This window comes from Bdellovibrionales bacterium, assembly GCA_018266295.1.
GTDB lineage: Bacteria > Bdellovibrionota > Bdellovibrionia > Bdellovibrionales > Bdellovibrionaceae > JACMRP01.
In genome coordinates this window covers 367,801-382,416 of sequence record JAFEAQ010000006.1, presented here as the reverse complement: position 1 = coordinate 382,416, position 14,616 = coordinate 367,801, and the positions used below count along the sequence as shown (strand labels likewise).

The following is a 14,616-nucleotide window of genomic DNA, read 5'->3' as shown; positions in this document are numbered from 1 at the left end:
GTGGGGCTTTGGATTTTGATTTCTGCAAGAGATCTCTTCGGGGCGAAGGGATTACGCTCTTTGATGAGTGATATGATTCGCGTTAGGCTTGAGCTCGGAAATTCACTCTAAAAACCTGTGTTATAAGTTTCTCACCTTAAAAGAATAGTTAAGTTTAATTGGAGTGAGAGATGAGGCAGACAGGTTTTGATTTTATTAGAAACTACAAAAAAGAATTCGGCGGGAGTTTACTTACAGGGAAAAGAAAAACAGCTCGCCCTTTATCTTTTAAAAACCCCACGCATTTAATTCTAAAAAGTACTGGCAGCAATTGCTTTGTTCCTGATTCTCGTAAGATCGAAAGCCTTATAAACTCTCAAGCAAACAAATACGGCATTAAGCTTTATAAGTTTTCTTTAAATTGGTCTCATATTCATATGGTGATGCTTCTTCCTTCTAAGAAAGCCTATTTAGCTTTTATTAGAACGCTTACTTCTCTTCTTGTAAGTTCATTATCAAAGCTTAAAGGAAAGAACTTAAAAGGTCTTTTTGACCTTCGCCCCTTTACCAGGATTCTTTCATGGGGAAGAGATTTTAGAAATGTCATTAACTACCATGAACTCAATGATATGGAAGCTCGTGGGTTTAAAAGAACAAAGAAGAAATCAAAGAACTCTACGGATAAACCTAAAACCCATGAGGAGGTAACGGAATAACTTACTACCAGCCATCCTTCTTCCTCAGATTATAGTGAACCTATAGGTTGACCTTAATCAGAGGGAGGAGATTGTTTCCGTTTTCACACGCTAAGACTTAGCGTACACGCCCAGTCGCAGATCACGCGACAGCCGTCTGTCTATGGGGCCAGTAAGGCAGCGTGCTTCTTCCCAGGCGAAGTGTATGGGAAAGGTGGGCCTTATGCGTTTTTTTACTTAAGCATAGGAAAAAAGAGGAGTTGCTAAGCTCCTCTTTTTCTTCGGGGGTTTGATCAGTGCTTGTTCATGCCAAAGAACTCTTTGGCTTTATCTAAGCTTTTTGCCCACCAGCCTTCGTGAGGCACCATACCCTCAGGTGATAACTTATCTACCAAGAGTGGGAGGTAAGTTGCCAGCTGTTGGCTTAAGGTTTCTGGTGCCATCCCTACTTTACTAGCGACTTTTTGCAATAGAGCCGGGCCAAGCACGTTGGTGATTTGGTCCGCAGTCACTGATTTGTTTGGAGTATTACCAATCCAAGATTGGACGGTGTCTCCGAGCCCCTTATCTTGAAATTTTTTAATCAACCCATCCATGCCGCCGCATTCATCAATGATTTTTGAGACCGCCTGCGTGAGTTGAGTGTTAGATGATCCGAAAACACTGGCTGCTTTTTCTTGGATGGAATCCATCATGCTCATACGAACCCTCCTTACTATATTGTTTCGAACAAATTTAAATTAGACGAAACTGTTCGCAAGGTTTGGAATAAGCCATGGTGATTTTATCCTTCCGTTGTCTGTTTTCTCGGATAAAATAAACTCAGTGGATATTTGCGAAGGCGAGCAAGCACCGCGCGATAAATTTGATTTCGTTGTGGGGTCTGGATACGGCGTGCGCGGATGGCGACGAACATCGCCATGCTAAAAGCCACAACCACATTTAAGAAGCCACAAACTGCGATACCGACAACCGCCAGCCAGAAATCCGGTGTGGAAAGGCTAGCAACACCTAAGGTCACAACGGCTGAAGCGAGCGAGCCCGAAGAAAGGGTCACGTGACGGACATCAATCGGCAGGCCCGAGAACGTGCCTAATGCCGGAATCAAACCGAGGAAAAAACCTAAAGAAATATTCCCTGCAAAACCGGAAATGTTTTTTCTAAAGAACAAAGCAATGCGTTTTGCGCCGGACTCACCAAAGACATAAGTCATACGGCGATTTTGTGAAATCGCTGAAGTCAGGCGGTGATAAACAAACCAGTTGTCCATCCAGCCGGCAATAATACTGGAAAGCCACAAGAGAATACCGGTAAAGGCCGCATAAGGAGCCATCCCGCCTAAAATCGACAAAGAGTGCAAAGTGTGATTGGCTGCATCGGTATTTTGCAAGTGCTGATGGAAGGCCATGAACCAAACGATGGAAATCACAATCATCGAAGGCACGACCGCATAGATATTTCCGAGGACCGCGATGAACTGAGAGCGCATCAAGTTGATGATCTCATCGACGAGCTTTTCTAAAGAATCCGGATCATTCACCTTATGCATTTTCGCCGCCAGCGCAGGCGCCGTCATTGCCGGTTGCTTGGTTGCCAGCGTAAAGCCCATGAGCTGGATTGCCACGAAGCTGACTGCATAGTTAATAGAAGCAAAAAAGCCCGTAAAGAAAACAGAGGCGCCCAGCCGGTAAAGTAAAAATTTAATCACCGTTGTGAAGGCCGTTAAGAATCCGCCGCCAATGGCTTTCTGTAAAATATAGACATATTCAGAGCGGTTCCGAGTAATATAATGTTCGCCAGTTTCGGCACTGCGCTCAACAATCTTTTTTGAAATCAAAGCCATGTTATCGGCAAAGAGCGCGCGCACTTTATGGAAACGAATATTTTCCACCATCAGCGTTGAAACAAACTGAGAAACTGCTTCGGGATTTTTTTCATGACTCAGAACAAGCTCGATTAAATTACGAATACGGCGAAGCTGCGCTTCCATTCGGTCGAGCGAAAAAACTATACTGATGCTGACGCCGTATTCACTTAAATGATTATAAACCTCAGTGATGGCAAGCTGGCAGCGATCCACGAGCTTTTCAAGTTGCAGAGCTAGGACCATGCGCTGATCAGAGTCTTGAGTGTCGACCATTTTATTTGCGAGAAGAGGCAATTCAAAAAAAGGCAGTTCTCGGAAATGCTTGCCTTCAATACGGCTGCGAACCGGCGTTGAAAGGCCGGCACCGCGCACTTGTGTACTTAAAAGTAAAATCGCATCTTTCGCATCGCCAATGAGTGAATTCCAAGAGCCGTCCGAAGTGTCTTCGTAGCTAAAGATCGCAAGAAAATCTTCGAAGACTTTCTTATCGAGCTGTCCAAGCCACACGTAGTCTTCTTCATTTTTAAACGTCTGACTAAAGAAAGAAGCAAGATTTTTATAGTCTGGTGCCTTAGGCAGGAATTTGTAATGAAGGCGGTCCATCAACTCGGCACTGAAGCCTTGTTGATTTTGCACGCCCGTATTTACAAAGAGGTCTAGGGCACTAGTATCGCGAATGATAGACCGTAATAATTGGGCGACGTTTTTCTTCCAGGCGGGGTTGCGCTCCAGCACCAAGATCAGATATTTGGCCCGCAAGGCCTGAGGCTGACCGCTCTGAAAGTCGAGTTCCGTCTTAATCGGACCGCGAGCACGAATCCATTGAATCAAATCGGTGAGCCATTCAAGACGTTTACGCAATAAACTATCCGGCGCAGGGGGGGCGCTAAGGAGAGTGTCTAAGTTCCTTCTTGAATGAGGAGCTTGAGACCATTTGGTCATGAGCTCGCGGAGATTTTGAAACATCTTTGAATTATGATGCGAATCTGGACGACAAACAAGATTTCAAAGCTTTTGCTATGTGTTATTGTTGAAACATGGAAAAGATCGAAAAACTTCAAGAAGACCTCATCGAAAAAGCCCGACGTCATCACGAACTCTCACCAGAAATCGTTAGAGCGTTTTATAAAAACCCTCGTCATGAATATGTTCCTGAACGTTACTCTCTTGCAGAGGCATATACGGATCGCCCGTTGGCACTGTTTCAGGAAAATGGTTTACGGTCGACGATTTCGCAGCCCAGTTTTGTTTTGCATCTTTTAGATATTTTACGAATTGAACCGGGACAGAAGATTTTTGAAGTAGGGACCGGGAGCGCCTGGAATGCCGCCTTGATGTCGACCCTCGTTGGCCCAGAAGGTCAGGTTGTGACGATGGAAATTATTCCGGAGCTTGCACAAAAAGCGAAAGCTCTCATCGAGTCTCACAAATTAAAAAATATTTTAATGTTCGAAGGGGATGCGGGTTATGGCTGTCAAAGCGAGGCGCCTTTTGACCGGATCACATTTACAGCGGCGGCTCCTAAAATGCCGAACTTCGTGGCGGAACAACTCAAAATGAACGGCCTTGTTTTATTTGTGAAAGAGGGCCGTTACGGAACAGATGAAGTTCAGTTATTAGAGAAAACTCCGGAAGGATTTAAGTGCTTGCAGAAACTGCCTTGTCACTTTGTTTCGATGACCGGTTTTGCCACAGACCGACCCAATATAAAGCCGTCGTAGTCCCGACGTAGCCAATCACGGCGCCGCCGATGACATCGCTCAGAAAATGATCATGAATAATCACGCGAGTGAATCCGAAGAAGGCGGCAATCACAAAGAATGCCCATTTCGCCCGCGGAAATGCCACTGCAAACATCGTGGCCACAGTGAACATCACTTGCGTATGGCCTGAGGCAAACGAATGAAAGTCCCAATGAGTGGTAAACGGGTGGAAGACAAACGGATCAAAGACCTCTGATTTGTGGGGACGCTGACGTCCCACGCAGAACTTCACGATGTGAATGAAAACACCGGAGGTCAGCAGTGCGAAAAAAAGATTTCTTGCCCAGAGGCGTGTTTGCACAAACTGGGGGCGAACCCATTTTCCAAACACATATAAAACCGCCGCCAGAACAAAATAATGTTCACTGAGTCCGACATTTGTAATGTTGCGTGCAAAGAGCCATACCGGAGTGAGTTCCGGCTGCTTAAAATATAAGGACAAGCTTTGATCTATCGTCAGCGCCGTCATAAGAGCTAAAATCAAGCCCGCACCAATCACCGTTAGAACCCGGCGCGTAGGATATGTCTGTTGCATCATTCGGGTAGGCTATCAAAAAAAATCCCGTCTGTGTAGAGAATCAACGTAACATAATGGTTTTTGTCCCCAAGAACCCAAACACAATCCTGTAAATTAAGTGCTTGCCGAAACGAAGACGGCTCGCCTTTAATGGTAGCAGGTCCAGGCGCAACGACTTCTAAAAGGAATTGGAGGAATCGCGTGCCACGAAAGACTTCTCTCCTCGTGTTTGCTCAAATTGTTCTTGTTCTTTCTGTTTCTAAGGCCGCGTCGCCTGATTACTACACCGTTCACGATAGTATGAAGCCCGCTCCTCAAGAAGAGTTGTTAGATCCTATCGGCACTCTGTCGGATGCGGTGGAGGCTGCGGCAAGAGCCGTTGCTTCATTGGATTTGATGATTTGGGACCATCACCAAGAAACTCTGAAAGATCCTTCGGTTCCTTACAATCGCATGGACCAGTACGGCACATGGGTGAAAGATCCACGCGATGGCACTTGCTACAACACCCGCGCGAAAGTTTTGATCCGCGCATCATCAACGCCGGTTAGCTTTAGCGGCTCTCGCGGTTGCACGGTCAGAAGCGGTGAGTGGAATGATCCATATTCTGGGAATCAATACACCGATGCTGCGGATTTGCAGATTGATCATGTCGTTCCGTTGAAAAATTCCTACATCAGCGGAGCATGGCAATGGGATGCAAAAAAACGTTGCTTGTACGCCAACTTCTTTTCAAATGACTACCATCTGCTTGCTGTGAACGGCTCTGATAATATGAAAAAGGGCGATCGCACGCCGGAGGGTTTTATGCCTCCGAACAGAGCTTATGCTTGTGAATATTTGGCGAACTGGCTGAAAATAAAATTAATTTGGAATTTGGCATTGACGCCGTCGGAAGCCCAAGCCATTAGCCGTCTTAAACAAGAAAATCATTGCGACTCCGGTACTTTGAGCATGGCGACGCAAGATTTGAGTCAACAACGCAGGGAAATTCTTGCTAACATGAACCTTTGTACGAGCAAAAAACAATAACTAGAGCTCACAGAGGGACTTGATGAATCCGACAACTTTGGAAATCCTCGGCACCGGGATCTTTGCGATTGCCATTATTCACACATTTTTGGTTCAAAAGATTCTCCATCTTTCGCATCGCTTTTCTAAAGACTCCTTCATGCATGGGCTTTTGCATTTATTGAGTGAGATTGAAATTGTTTTTGGTGTTTGGGCTGCGGTTTTTTTGGGCTGCATGCTTTTTCTTTCCGGCAGTAAAGCAACCATTGAGTTTCAAGAAGGACTTAATTTTACCGAGCCGTTGTTTGTTTTTGTGATTATGGTGATTGCGGCAACTCGTCCGATTCTGGGGCTTGCCCGTGACGGTATTCAGTTCGTGAGCGCGTGCTTACGAAAAGTTTTTAAAACTCCTGAAAAGCTGACAGATATTTTTGTTGTTCTTACTCTGGGCCCTCTCAGCGGCAGTTTTATCACCGAGCCTGCGGCGATGACGGTCACGGCATTGTTGCTAGTTTCGATGTTTCATAATCCGTCACAGCGTTTGGCGTATTTTGTGATGGCCGTGCTTTTTGTGAATGTATCAGTCGGAGGAGCTCTGACTCCTTTTGCGGCTCCGCCCATTTTGATGGTGGCGGCCCGTTGGCAATGGGATTTAGCATTCGTATTTCAGCACTTCGGTTTAAAAAGTATCACCACGGTGACGATCAATGCCCTTGGTTTAGTGATCTTTATGAGAAAAGATATTGAGCAATATTGTTTCAGTCTCTTTGAGGCAGATCAGCGCCAAGAGCGTCGAGGTCCACGCGTTCCTTTCGGCGTGACTTTGGTGCATCTTGTTTTCCTCGTGGCAGTGGTTTTAACGGCTCACTATGAAAGTGTTTTTATGGGGATTTTCCTTTTCTTCCTCGGCCTTACGATGGCAACAAAGAAATACCAAGAGCACCTGCGCCTGCGTGAAAGTTTACTGGTAGCGTTTTTCCTCGGTGGAATTATTGTTTTTGGATCATTCCAAAAATGGTGGTTAGAGCCGCTCTTGTCATCGATGTCTGATGTCGTACTTTTTAGCGGAGCTACCGCGCTGACGGCGATCACAGACAATGCGGCTTTAACCTATTTGGGTTCCCAAGTGCCAAGCCTGACGGTGGATTCACGCTATGCTCTCGTCGCCGGCGCCATCGCAGGCGGCGGGCTCACGGTGATTGCCAACGCTCCGAATCCGGCAGGCTTCAGTATCCTCAATCACAAATTCCCCGGCGGAAATGTCAACCCGCTGAAACTTTTCTTAGCGGCCGTTCTTCCCACGCTCGTGGCGGTCGGCTGTCTGTGGTTGATTCCGCACTGAGGCTCCGCCGTTCTTCCTACATCCTGATAGTCGGGGCATCTGCCCCGAACCCCGCTTCCTGACGGCCATCCAGGCCGTCAGGTTTCTGTACCTTGGGACATTCTTCGATCTTGTTTTGTACTTTGATACGAAGATCGCTCCCTGCGAATCGTCTATTATACGACCGGGTCGTCTTATAGACGAGTTGTCCTTATGGCAATAGGCGATCACTCAAATAGTTCTCGTTAGAATTAAAGAGTGTTTCAGTGAAATGGTATAATAGACGACCTAATCGTATAATATACCATTTTACTTAAGGGACCCTTTTCCGCGAAGACTCCCTCCAACCAAAGCTCACCTCATCCCGAGGGCGAGCGTTAGTAGCCATAGCCACTCAGGAACACTCTCGTAGTGCCACTATCTGTTGAGATAGTAGTCTGACCATCTTGGTAACCAACAAACCATGGGCGGAAAAAGACGCGGATCGTGCAGCTATAGCCGGCGTAAAGGATCGAAGGGCAGTTGTCTATCGAGTTGTAAGCCGTGCCAAAAGTATAAATACTGTAGATGCGCGTGAGTCCGCCGTAGCTTGTGAAACTAAAGTCCTGAAAAGTGGTGTAGCCCACAGGCCACGAGCCAAAAGCGTAATAGTAAGACTGCGATGACTGAAGCTTGAGCGCTTGCGGAGTGGCAGCGAAACTTTGTGCGCCAGCAAGACTTAAGAGAGCCGCAAATAACAGGGAGGAAATTCGGGTGACCATAAAACCTCCAGCGTATGCTTGGTGACAACAGGCTAAGACGGTTTGGTCGCGGCAGTATGAGGGATGAGTGAAAAAAAAGGGAACTCTTGCGAGTTCCCTTTCTTAGACAGCTAAGCTGTAACTAAGATTACTTAGTTGCAGGAGCAGCTTCTGTAGCAGGAGCAGCTTCAGCTTTTTCAGCACCTTTTTTACCGTGCTTTTTCTTAGCGTGTTTGTCAGCTTTTTTGCCTTCTTCTTTTTTAGCTTCTGGAGCTGGAGTAGCAGCAGGAGCAGCAGCAGCTGGAGCAGCAGGAGCAGCGTGTTCTTCAGCGTGAGCAACAACACCAGCAAAAGCAAGAGCGATAACGATAGATACAAGTTTCATAGAGCCTCCATATTGGTCTATTTGTGTGAGTCATCTCTGACTCGTTTAGTTTACTTCGGCGCCCGGAAGACGCCTTTAAAACGTCATCAGATTATCAAGCCGGGTTAAAACCAACATTAAAGGCGAATTAAATGTTTTTAATCTCAAAATGAAACTGCGCGCCATTGCCTAAATTGTTCTCAGCATAGAGCTTGGCGTGGTGAAGAATGGCTATTTTCTGTGCAATGGCTAGACCTAAGCCAAACCCTTTTGTGTCGCGCTCAGCATTAGGGCCACGGCTGAAGCGTTCAAAAATAAGATTGAGTTGGTCTTTAGAGATCCCAGGGCCGTGATCAGTCACAACGACGGCACTGAGGTCTTTTTTCCAAGTCAGAGTAATAGAAACCATCTCTCCGGTTGGCGAGTATTTGATCGCATTTTCAATGATGTTTACAAGCAAGTTTAATAGCAGATCATAATCACCGCGCACGGATTGGCGGCCGACGGCATCGTCATCAAGCAAATCCACTTTCAAGCGAATGCTTTTGGCATTGGCAATTTTCTCAACTCGGCCGATGGCCTCAAACACCAATTCATCCATGAAGATTTCCTGGAGGTTGAGACCGCCCAAACCGGCATCCACACGCGCTAGCAGCAACATGTCTTTGACGATCTTTGCCAGGCTGTCGATTTCTTGCAAAGAGCTGCGCAAGAACGCATCGACTTCTTCTTTATTGTATTCACGCTTCTGCATGACTTCGAGTTCGCCCTTCACAATCGCCAGCGGTGTCAGCAGCTGATGAGAGGCATCGGCGACGAACCGCTCCTGGGATTGGAAGGCCTGATGGATACGATCGAGCATCTCATTCAGGGTGAGTGACAATTTTTTAATTTCATCATTGGCTTCTGGCACGGGCACGCGCTGATCAAGTTCGCTCGCATCGATTCCCTGCGCGGCTTGGATCATATGTTTCACAGGCGCCAACGCACGCGAGGAGAAGAACAGACCACCGAGAGTGGCAATGAAAAGCACCAGGGGGATACCGATCTGAAGAAGCGTCAGACGATTGCTAATCTGCGTTTCTAACAGAGTCATCGGCACCGCGATTTGCAAAATCACCTGCGGGTGAGTGGAGTTATCCAGCGGAAAGCTGATCAGTCGGTAAGAGTCAGCTTCGGCCGACGGGATTTTACTGATATTTGAGATCGTGCGATAGGTGGCCTCTTCGCCCCTGGCGAGGCGCTCAAAGTCTTTTTTAAAAGGTGGATTGAAATCCCCGAAATCACCCACGCGCGCCAGCACTGTGCCTGACGTATGCACGACCTGAATCAAGGCCGTACCAAGCGGAAAGGGCAGAACTTTACCCGTATCAAGTTTCAGAGGAGGGAAGTTCAAGTCCCCCTTCACGCCAATTTCGATGGATTGAGAAACGTCGACGGCATAGTTGAAAAGAGCATCATCGAAATCCTGCTGCAGGGTTTGAATCATGAACAGGAAAAGGAAGGTGTTAAACACGATCGTCGTCGTACCGAAAATCATGACGAAAATCAGCGTTAGACGCAGACGAATGCTGATTTTGCTGAGAGGTTTAAGGATTTTCTTTGAGAACGTAGCCAACGCCTACCACCGTGTGGATGAGTTTTTTATTAAAAGGCGCATCGATCTTTTTACGAAGCATGTTGATGTACACATCGATGACATTGCTTTCAGAATCAAAGTGAATATCCCAAACGTGTTCCGCAATAGAGACGCGGCCCAAGGGGCGCTCGGCATTACGGATGAGGTATTCCAGCAACGCAAATTCTTTCGTCGTAAGGCTCACTTCTTGATTGGATCTGCGAACCTTGCGGTGAAGCAGATCGACTTCAAGATCCGAGTATTGCAACAGTGAGTTTCCACCACTGGTTGAAGCCGAGGATTTGCGGCGAAGAAGCGCGCGCACGCGGGCCAAAAGCTCATCAAATGAATAAGGCTTTGTCAGGTAATCATCAGCCCCTGCATCAAGGCCTGTGATTTTATCTTTCGTGGTTGAAAGAGCCGTCAGCATCAGGATCGGGCCTTCGTAACCATCGCGGCGAATGTGGCGAGCCGTTTCAATGCCGTTTTGTTCCGGTAACATCACATCCAAAATCACCAGGTCGTATTCGCCTTGAGCCATGAAGGACTCAGCATCCATGCCGTTTTCGGCAAGGTCGACGGCATAGCCCACTTCATTCAGGCCCTTCTTAAGGAAGTTTGCCATCTTAATCTGATCTTCAACAACGAGAATGCGCACGGGTGAACCTCGGTTTAGAACTCGGGAATCGATGATGAAGATTTAGCCGAACCGCCGGAAGATTCAACGGATTTAATACGTTGTTGCTCGTCGATGCTCATTGTCACAGAGCCGCCGCCGGGTTTTTGACTGGCTTGGAGGATCTTCAGAAGATTTGCGCGGTCTTTGATGTTTTCTGGAAGGGTGTAAGGGCCGCTATTGCCTTTGGGGTTGTCGATGAAAACCTCGGTGTCGCCCTGAACTTCGCGGACGGCTTTGACTTTGCCTGAAATTGTGGAGTCCTTCGCTTCTTGTTCATACAGATTCGTATTGAGCTTGTTCTTTTTAGTACCTTCGGCGAAAGCCGGCAGTGCTAAAGAAAATGCGAGCACAGAGGCTAACGCCAAGTTGAGTTTTTTCATCGAATCCTCCAGTCTTTTTATTCTGCCAGATTTAAATTGCAGTGCAATAAGTGAGTAGATAGGATGACCCATTATGAGCTCAGAAAGCATTGCCCTCACTCAGACCGTTCAAAAAGGCGGGTGCGCTGCGAAAGTAGCGGCCTCGGAATTGCGAAAGATCCTTTCTCAAGTGCGCTTTCCTCAGGCCCATCCGGCCTTGCTTGTAGATGGTGGCTTGTTCGACGATGCCGCCATTTATAAAATCAATGAGGAAGTGGCTCTGGTCCAAACCCTGGATTTCTTCACTCCCATTGTGGATACGCCGAAACTCTTTGGCCGGATTGCTGCTGCGAACTCTTTGAGCGACGTCTATGCCATGGGTGGAAAACCGATGACGGCGATGGGGATTTTGGCCTTTCCTTTAGCAAATATGCCCGAGTCCGTGATTGTCGACGTCATGCAAGGGGCGAGTGACGTGATCAGTGAGGCCAAGGCCAACTTTGTCGGCGGGCATTCGATTGATGATGACACTTTGAAGTTCGGCCTTTCGGTGACCGGCTTTGTACATCCAGACAGAGTTTGGTCCAACGCCAAAGCTCAGCCGGGGGATGTGTTGATTCTTACAAAAGCTCTGGGAACGGGCACAATGACGGCGGCTTTGAAACGCCGTGAAGCCACTGAAAATGAGATCGACGAGGCTCTGCAAAGCATGGCTCAATTAAATAATGCTGTCGATTTTTTGACGGCCGATTCGATGACAGCGATTCATTCGGCGACGGACATTACCGGCTTCGGTCTTTCAGGCCACGGCATGCAAATGGCAAAAGCGAGCCAAGTCAGCATGAAGTTCCATTTTGAAGCTCTGCCAAAGTTCGGCCGCGCTATAGAGTTCCTTGAAAAGTCCTTCCTGACAAAAGCCCATCGAAGCAACGCTCAGTACACGGCGGAAGCCACTCTGTTTGGGGGATTGTCCGAAGTCCAAAAGCACCTATTGCATGACCCGCAAACCAGCGGTGGCTTGCTGCTTTCGGTTCAAAAAGACAAAGCCGCTGAAGTCCTTCGCCAATTGCAAAAGGGCTTCGCAAAAGCAGCCATTGTGGGTGAAGTGATCGCCCGTGAAACTTCTATTCAGGTGAGCTTTGAGTAATATCCAAGAAGCCGGTCTCCGGGAACTGTTCACGAAAAAAGTTCCTCTGATAGATGTCAGAGCGCCGGTCGAATTTCAGCAAGGGGCCCTGCCGGGGGCGGTGAACCTGCCGATCATGAACAATGAAGAGCGTGCACTGGTCGGTACGGCTTACAAGCGTGAAGGCCGTGAAAAGGCGATTGAACTCGGTCATTCCTTAGTGTCGGGTGAGGTCAAAGAAGCACGCATGCAGGCCTGGCAGGAACAGATCCGTCAGCATCCTGACGCTGTCATTTACTGTTTTCGTGGCGGACTTCGCTCGCAAATCACTCAACGTTGGTTGCGTGAAGTCGGTGTCGATCGCCCGGTGATCTCGGGCGGCTATAAAAAAGTGCGACAGTTTTTGTTAAATGAAATCGAACAGTTTTCCAATCAAGGAAATTTTCTCATGCTCACGGGGCCCACGGGGAGTGCAAAAACGCACATCCTCAAGCAAGCTTCGGAGTTTTATCCAGCGATGGATTTAGAGGCTCTCGCTCACCATCGCGGTTCGGCCTTCGGCGCGTGGGACGTGCCTCAGCCGTCGCAAAAGGATTTTGAAAATCGCATCGGCGTCGGGCTGATCCAACTGCGCGCGCAGTTTCCACACGGGCCGGCCTTGTTTGAAGACGAGAGCCGCATGATCGGCAGCCGAACCGTGCCTGAGAGTTTTTTCTTTACTATGCGGGCCTCTCCGGTTGTGTTTGTTGACGAAAAATTCGAACAGCGTGTGGAAAATATCTTCCAAGATTATGTCATAGGGACTGCTTTGGCTCGAGGTTCTGAACAGGCGGCGATGCAGATTTTTGCCCGTTACCGAGCCTCGATCGAAGCGATTTCTCGTAAACTCGGCGGCCTTCGGACGCAAGAAGTGCTGCAAGATATAGCAATTTCTGAAGCAGACTATCGCTCGGGCCGGGGGCTTGAGGCCAACAAAGAGTGGATTCGCAAACTTCTACTTTATTATTATGACCCACTTTACTCAAAGAGCTTCGAAAAAAGGCAGCCGAAAGTGCTTCACCGGGGCCCATCCACCGAGATCTTGAGCTACTTAAGAAATCTTCGCGCGGGATGTTAACTCTTTGAAAAAAATGAATTCTGTTTAAAGATTGGTTGTTCAGATTAAAAAAACCATGAAGGTTAAAGAACAGAAAACAGGAGAATAAATGAAAAAGTTGATTATTGCGGGTTCGTCTGCAGCACTTTTGGTTGCTGTAGGTTGTACAAAAAAATTGGACACTGATTTGAAAAAAGCTAGCTACGCTATTGGCCAACAAATCGGCGGCAATATGAAACAACAAAACATCGAAATCGATTCTGACGTGATGGCGATGGCGATGAAAGATGCTATCAAAGGCGATAGCAAAATGACTAAAGAAGAAATTCAGCAAGCGATGATGAAGCTTCAAGAAGCTGCTATGAAGAAGCAACAAGAAGCGGCTGAAGAGAACAAGAAAAAAGGCGCTGAGTTCTTGGAAAAGAACAAGTCTGCAGAAGGCGTAAAAGTCACTGCTTCTGGTCTTCAGTATAAAGTTGAAAAAGAAGGCGAAGGCAAAACTCCTTCTAAAACAGACACTGTAAAAGCTCACTACAAAGGGACTTTGATCGACGGAACTCAATTCGATTCTTCATACGATCGCGGTCAACCTGCTGAATTCCCAGTTCAAGGTGTGATCCCAGGCTGGTCTGAAGCTCTGCAAATGATGAAAGTGGGTTCTAAATACAAACTCTTCATCCCACCTGAATTGGCTTACGGTGCTTCTGGTCGTCCAGGCATCCCAGCAAACTCTGTATTGGTTTTCGAAGTTGAATTGGTTGATATCGTGAAGCCAGGTGCTGGCGGCGCGGCTCCAGCTGATGCAGCTCACGGCAAAGCTAAAAAAGAGAAAAAAGAAGCTAAAGAGACTAAATAGTCGTGTTTGATTTAAGTGTAGATCCTTTCTTACACTTTGAAAGGCTCCTCCAAGAAGCTGAAAAGCGCGGGGAGCCTGAACACAATGCGATGGCACTGGCGACCGTCGGTGCCGACCTAAAGCCCTCCGTTAGAATTGTCTACTACAAAGGACTGATTCGCGGAGGTCTTTCTTTTTATGGCAATTACAATTCGTCCAAAGGCAAAGCGATCGCAGAGAACAATCAAGTCTGCGTGAATTTCTATTCGCCGAAAGAGTGGCAGCAGATCCGTATTACGGGCCGTGCCTACAAACTCACCCGCGAAGAGAGTGTGGCGTATTTTAATACGCGTGCCCGCCTCAGCCAAATCGGGGCGTGGGCTTCAAATCAAAGCTCTGAAATTCCGGGGACGGAGTACTTCGTTCAGCGCGTGGCTGAGTACGAAAAGTCTTTCGATGGCCAAGCGGTTCCTTGTCCTGAAAACTGGGGCGGGTATCATATCATTCCGGAAGAGTTCGAGTTCTGGTACGGCAAAAATGGCCGTCTGCATGAGCGCTATGTGTATAGCCGCAAAGATCCAAAGAGTCCTTGGCGCACTTTCATGCGCGCTCCCTAAGTATTTCTTGAGGTTACGAAACTGTCGCT

General features: G+C 47.6%; 16 protein-coding genes. 8 read left to right on the top strand and 8 right to left on the bottom strand.

What is annotated here, in order from left to right; all coding sequences use genetic code 11:
- The first annotated feature begins 170 nt into the window (after positions 1 to 170).
- Positions 171 to 695 (top strand): hypothetical protein, encoded by a 525-nt coding sequence (locus JSU04_05980; protein MBS1969834.1) that lies wholly within the window; start codon positions 171 to 173, stop codon positions 693 to 695.
- 272 nt (positions 696 to 967) lie between these two features.
- Here the strand turns inward: JSU04_05980 and JSU04_05975 are convergent, their stop codons facing one another.
- On the bottom strand, positions 968 to 1,375 hold the full coding sequence (locus JSU04_05975) for a DUF937 domain-containing protein (GenBank protein ID MBS1969833.1): 408 nt from the start codon (positions 1,373 to 1,375) through the stop codon (positions 968 to 970).
- An 83-nt stretch (positions 1,376 to 1,458) separates the two neighbouring features.
- Positions 1,459 to 3,402 carry a site-specific recombinase gene (locus JSU04_05970; protein MBS1969832.1) on the bottom strand — a complete coding sequence of 648 codons (1,944 nt, stop codon included), beginning with the start codon at positions 3,400 to 3,402 and terminating at the stop codon, positions 1,459 to 1,461.
- A gap of 176 nt (positions 3,403 to 3,578) precedes the next feature.
- Here JSU04_05970 and JSU04_05965 point away from each other — a divergent pair, with 176 nt between their 5' ends.
- Positions 3,579 to 4,262: a protein-L-isoaspartate O-methyltransferase gene (locus JSU04_05965; GenBank protein ID MBS1969831.1), complete on the top strand. Its 684-nt coding sequence runs from the start codon at positions 3,579 to 3,581 to the stop codon at positions 4,260 to 4,262.
- Here JSU04_05965 and JSU04_05960 read toward each other — a convergent pair.
- A complete protein-coding gene (locus tag JSU04_05960; GenBank protein ID MBS1969830.1) occupies positions 4,180 to 4,842 on the bottom strand; it encodes a phosphatase PAP2 family protein in 663 nt (220 codons plus the stop codon). The two genes, JSU04_05965 and JSU04_05960, sit on opposite strands and share 83 nt — an antisense overlap.
- 180 nt (positions 4,843 to 5,022) lie before the next feature.
- On the opposite strand from JSU04_05960, the gene JSU04_05955 reads away from it, so the two are divergent.
- On the top strand, positions 5,023 to 5,853 hold the full coding sequence (locus tag JSU04_05955; protein ID MBS1969829.1) for an HNH endonuclease: 831 nt from the start codon (positions 5,023 to 5,025) through the stop codon (positions 5,851 to 5,853).
- Between the two features lie 22 nt (positions 5,854 to 5,875).
- Positions 5,876 to 7,174, top strand: a complete 1,299-nt coding sequence (locus JSU04_05950) for a putative Na+/H+ antiporter (GenBank protein ID MBS1969828.1) — start codon at positions 5,876 to 5,878, stop codon at positions 7,172 to 7,174.
- Between the two features lie 356 nt (positions 7,175 to 7,530).
- Here JSU04_05950 and JSU04_05945 read toward each other — a convergent pair whose 3' ends face one another.
- The 5 genes from JSU04_05945 to JSU04_05925 all read right to left on the bottom strand — a co-directional run bounded on the left by JSU04_05945 (position 7,531) and on the right by JSU04_05925 (position 10,934).
- Complete coding sequence (locus JSU04_05945; GenBank protein ID MBS1969827.1) at positions 7,531 to 7,914, bottom strand: hypothetical protein; 384 nt, start codon at positions 7,912 to 7,914, stop codon at positions 7,531 to 7,533.
- Between the two features lie 127 nt (positions 7,915 to 8,041).
- On the bottom strand, positions 8,042 to 8,278 hold the full coding sequence (locus tag JSU04_05940) for a hypothetical protein (GenBank protein MBS1969826.1): 237 nt from the start codon (positions 8,276 to 8,278) through the stop codon (positions 8,042 to 8,044).
- 127 nt (positions 8,279 to 8,405) lie between these two features.
- Positions 8,406 to 9,797 carry a HAMP domain-containing histidine kinase gene (locus tag JSU04_05935; GenBank protein MBS1969825.1) on the bottom strand — a complete coding sequence of 464 codons (1,392 nt, stop codon included), beginning with the start codon at positions 9,795 to 9,797 and terminating at the stop codon, positions 8,406 to 8,408.
- A 49-nt stretch (positions 9,798 to 9,846) separates the two neighbouring features.
- Positions 9,847 to 10,533, bottom strand: a complete 687-nt coding sequence (locus JSU04_05930; protein ID MBS1969824.1) for a response regulator transcription factor — start codon at positions 10,531 to 10,533, stop codon at positions 9,847 to 9,849.
- Between the two features lie 14 nt (positions 10,534 to 10,547).
- The gene (locus JSU04_05925) at positions 10,548 to 10,934 is read right to left on the bottom strand and encodes a hypothetical protein (protein MBS1969823.1); all 387 of its coding nucleotides are present in this window, start codon (positions 10,932 to 10,934) and stop codon (positions 10,548 to 10,550) included.
- Between the two features lie 73 nt (positions 10,935 to 11,007).
- On the opposite strand from JSU04_05925, the gene selD reads away from it, so the two are divergent.
- The 4 genes from selD (at position 11,008) to pdxH (ending at position 14,587) form a co-directional block, all read left to right on the top strand.
- Entirely contained in the window at positions 11,008 to 12,060 is a 1,053-nt protein-coding gene (gene selD, locus JSU04_05920) for a selenide, water dikinase SelD (GenBank protein ID MBS1969822.1), read from the top strand.
- Positions 12,053 to 13,156 carry a tRNA 2-selenouridine(34) synthase MnmH gene (gene mnmH, locus JSU04_05915; GenBank protein ID MBS1969821.1) on the top strand — a complete coding sequence of 368 codons (1,104 nt, stop codon included), beginning with the start codon at positions 12,053 to 12,055 and terminating at the stop codon, positions 13,154 to 13,156. Before selD ends, mnmH begins: the two co-directional genes overlap by 8 nt.
- 88 nt (positions 13,157 to 13,244) lie before the next feature.
- Positions 13,245 to 13,991, top strand: a complete 747-nt coding sequence (locus tag JSU04_05910) for an FKBP-type peptidyl-prolyl cis-trans isomerase (GenBank protein MBS1969820.1) — start codon at positions 13,245 to 13,247, stop codon at positions 13,989 to 13,991.
- A gap of 2 nt (positions 13,992 to 13,993) precedes the next feature.
- Positions 13,994 to 14,587, top strand: coding sequence for a pyridoxamine 5'-phosphate oxidase (gene pdxH, locus JSU04_05905; protein MBS1969819.1), 594 nt, complete (start codon positions 13,994 to 13,996; stop codon positions 14,585 to 14,587).
- The last annotated feature ends 29 nt before the right edge of the window (positions 14,588 to 14,616 follow it).

Bases quoted from the DNA above. Each gene is read 5' to 3' on its own strand.
- JSU04_05965 (MBS1969831.1), top strand. From the start codon at position 3,579: ATGGAAAAGATCGAAAAACTTCAAGAAGACCTCATCGAAAAAGCCCGA.
- JSU04_05950 (MBS1969828.1), top strand. From the start codon at position 5,876: ATGAATCCGACAACTTTGGAAATCCTCGGCACCGGGATCTTTGCGATT.
- JSU04_05975 (MBS1969833.1), bottom strand. From the start codon at position 1,375: ATGAGCATGATGGATTCCATCCAAGAAAAAGCAGCCAGTGTTTTCGGA.
- JSU04_05960 (MBS1969830.1), bottom strand. From the start codon at position 4,842: ATGATGCAACAGACATATCCTACGCGCCGGGTTCTAACGGTGATTGGT.
- JSU04_05940 (MBS1969826.1), bottom strand. From the start codon at position 8,278: ATGAAACTTGTATCTATCGTTATCGCTCTTGCTTTTGCTGGTGTTGTT.
- JSU04_05910 (MBS1969820.1), top strand. From the start codon at position 13,245: ATGAAAAAGTTGATTATTGCGGGTTCGTCTGCAGCACTTTTGGTTGCT.
- JSU04_05925 (MBS1969823.1), bottom strand. From the start codon at position 10,934: ATGAAAAAACTCAACTTGGCGTTAGCCTCTGTGCTCGCATTTTCTTTA.
- JSU04_05945 (MBS1969827.1), bottom strand. From the start codon at position 7,914: ATGGTCACCCGAATTTCCTCCCTGTTATTTGCGGCTCTCTTAAGTCTT.
- JSU04_05935 (MBS1969825.1), bottom strand. From the start codon at position 9,797: ATGATTTTCGGTACGACGACGATCGTGTTTAACACCTTCCTTTTCCTG.
- JSU04_05980 (MBS1969834.1), top strand. From the start codon at position 171: ATGAGGCAGACAGGTTTTGATTTTATTAGAAACTACAAAAAAGAATTC.
- selD (MBS1969822.1), top strand. From the start codon at position 11,008: ATGAGCTCAGAAAGCATTGCCCTCACTCAGACCGTTCAAAAAGGCGGG.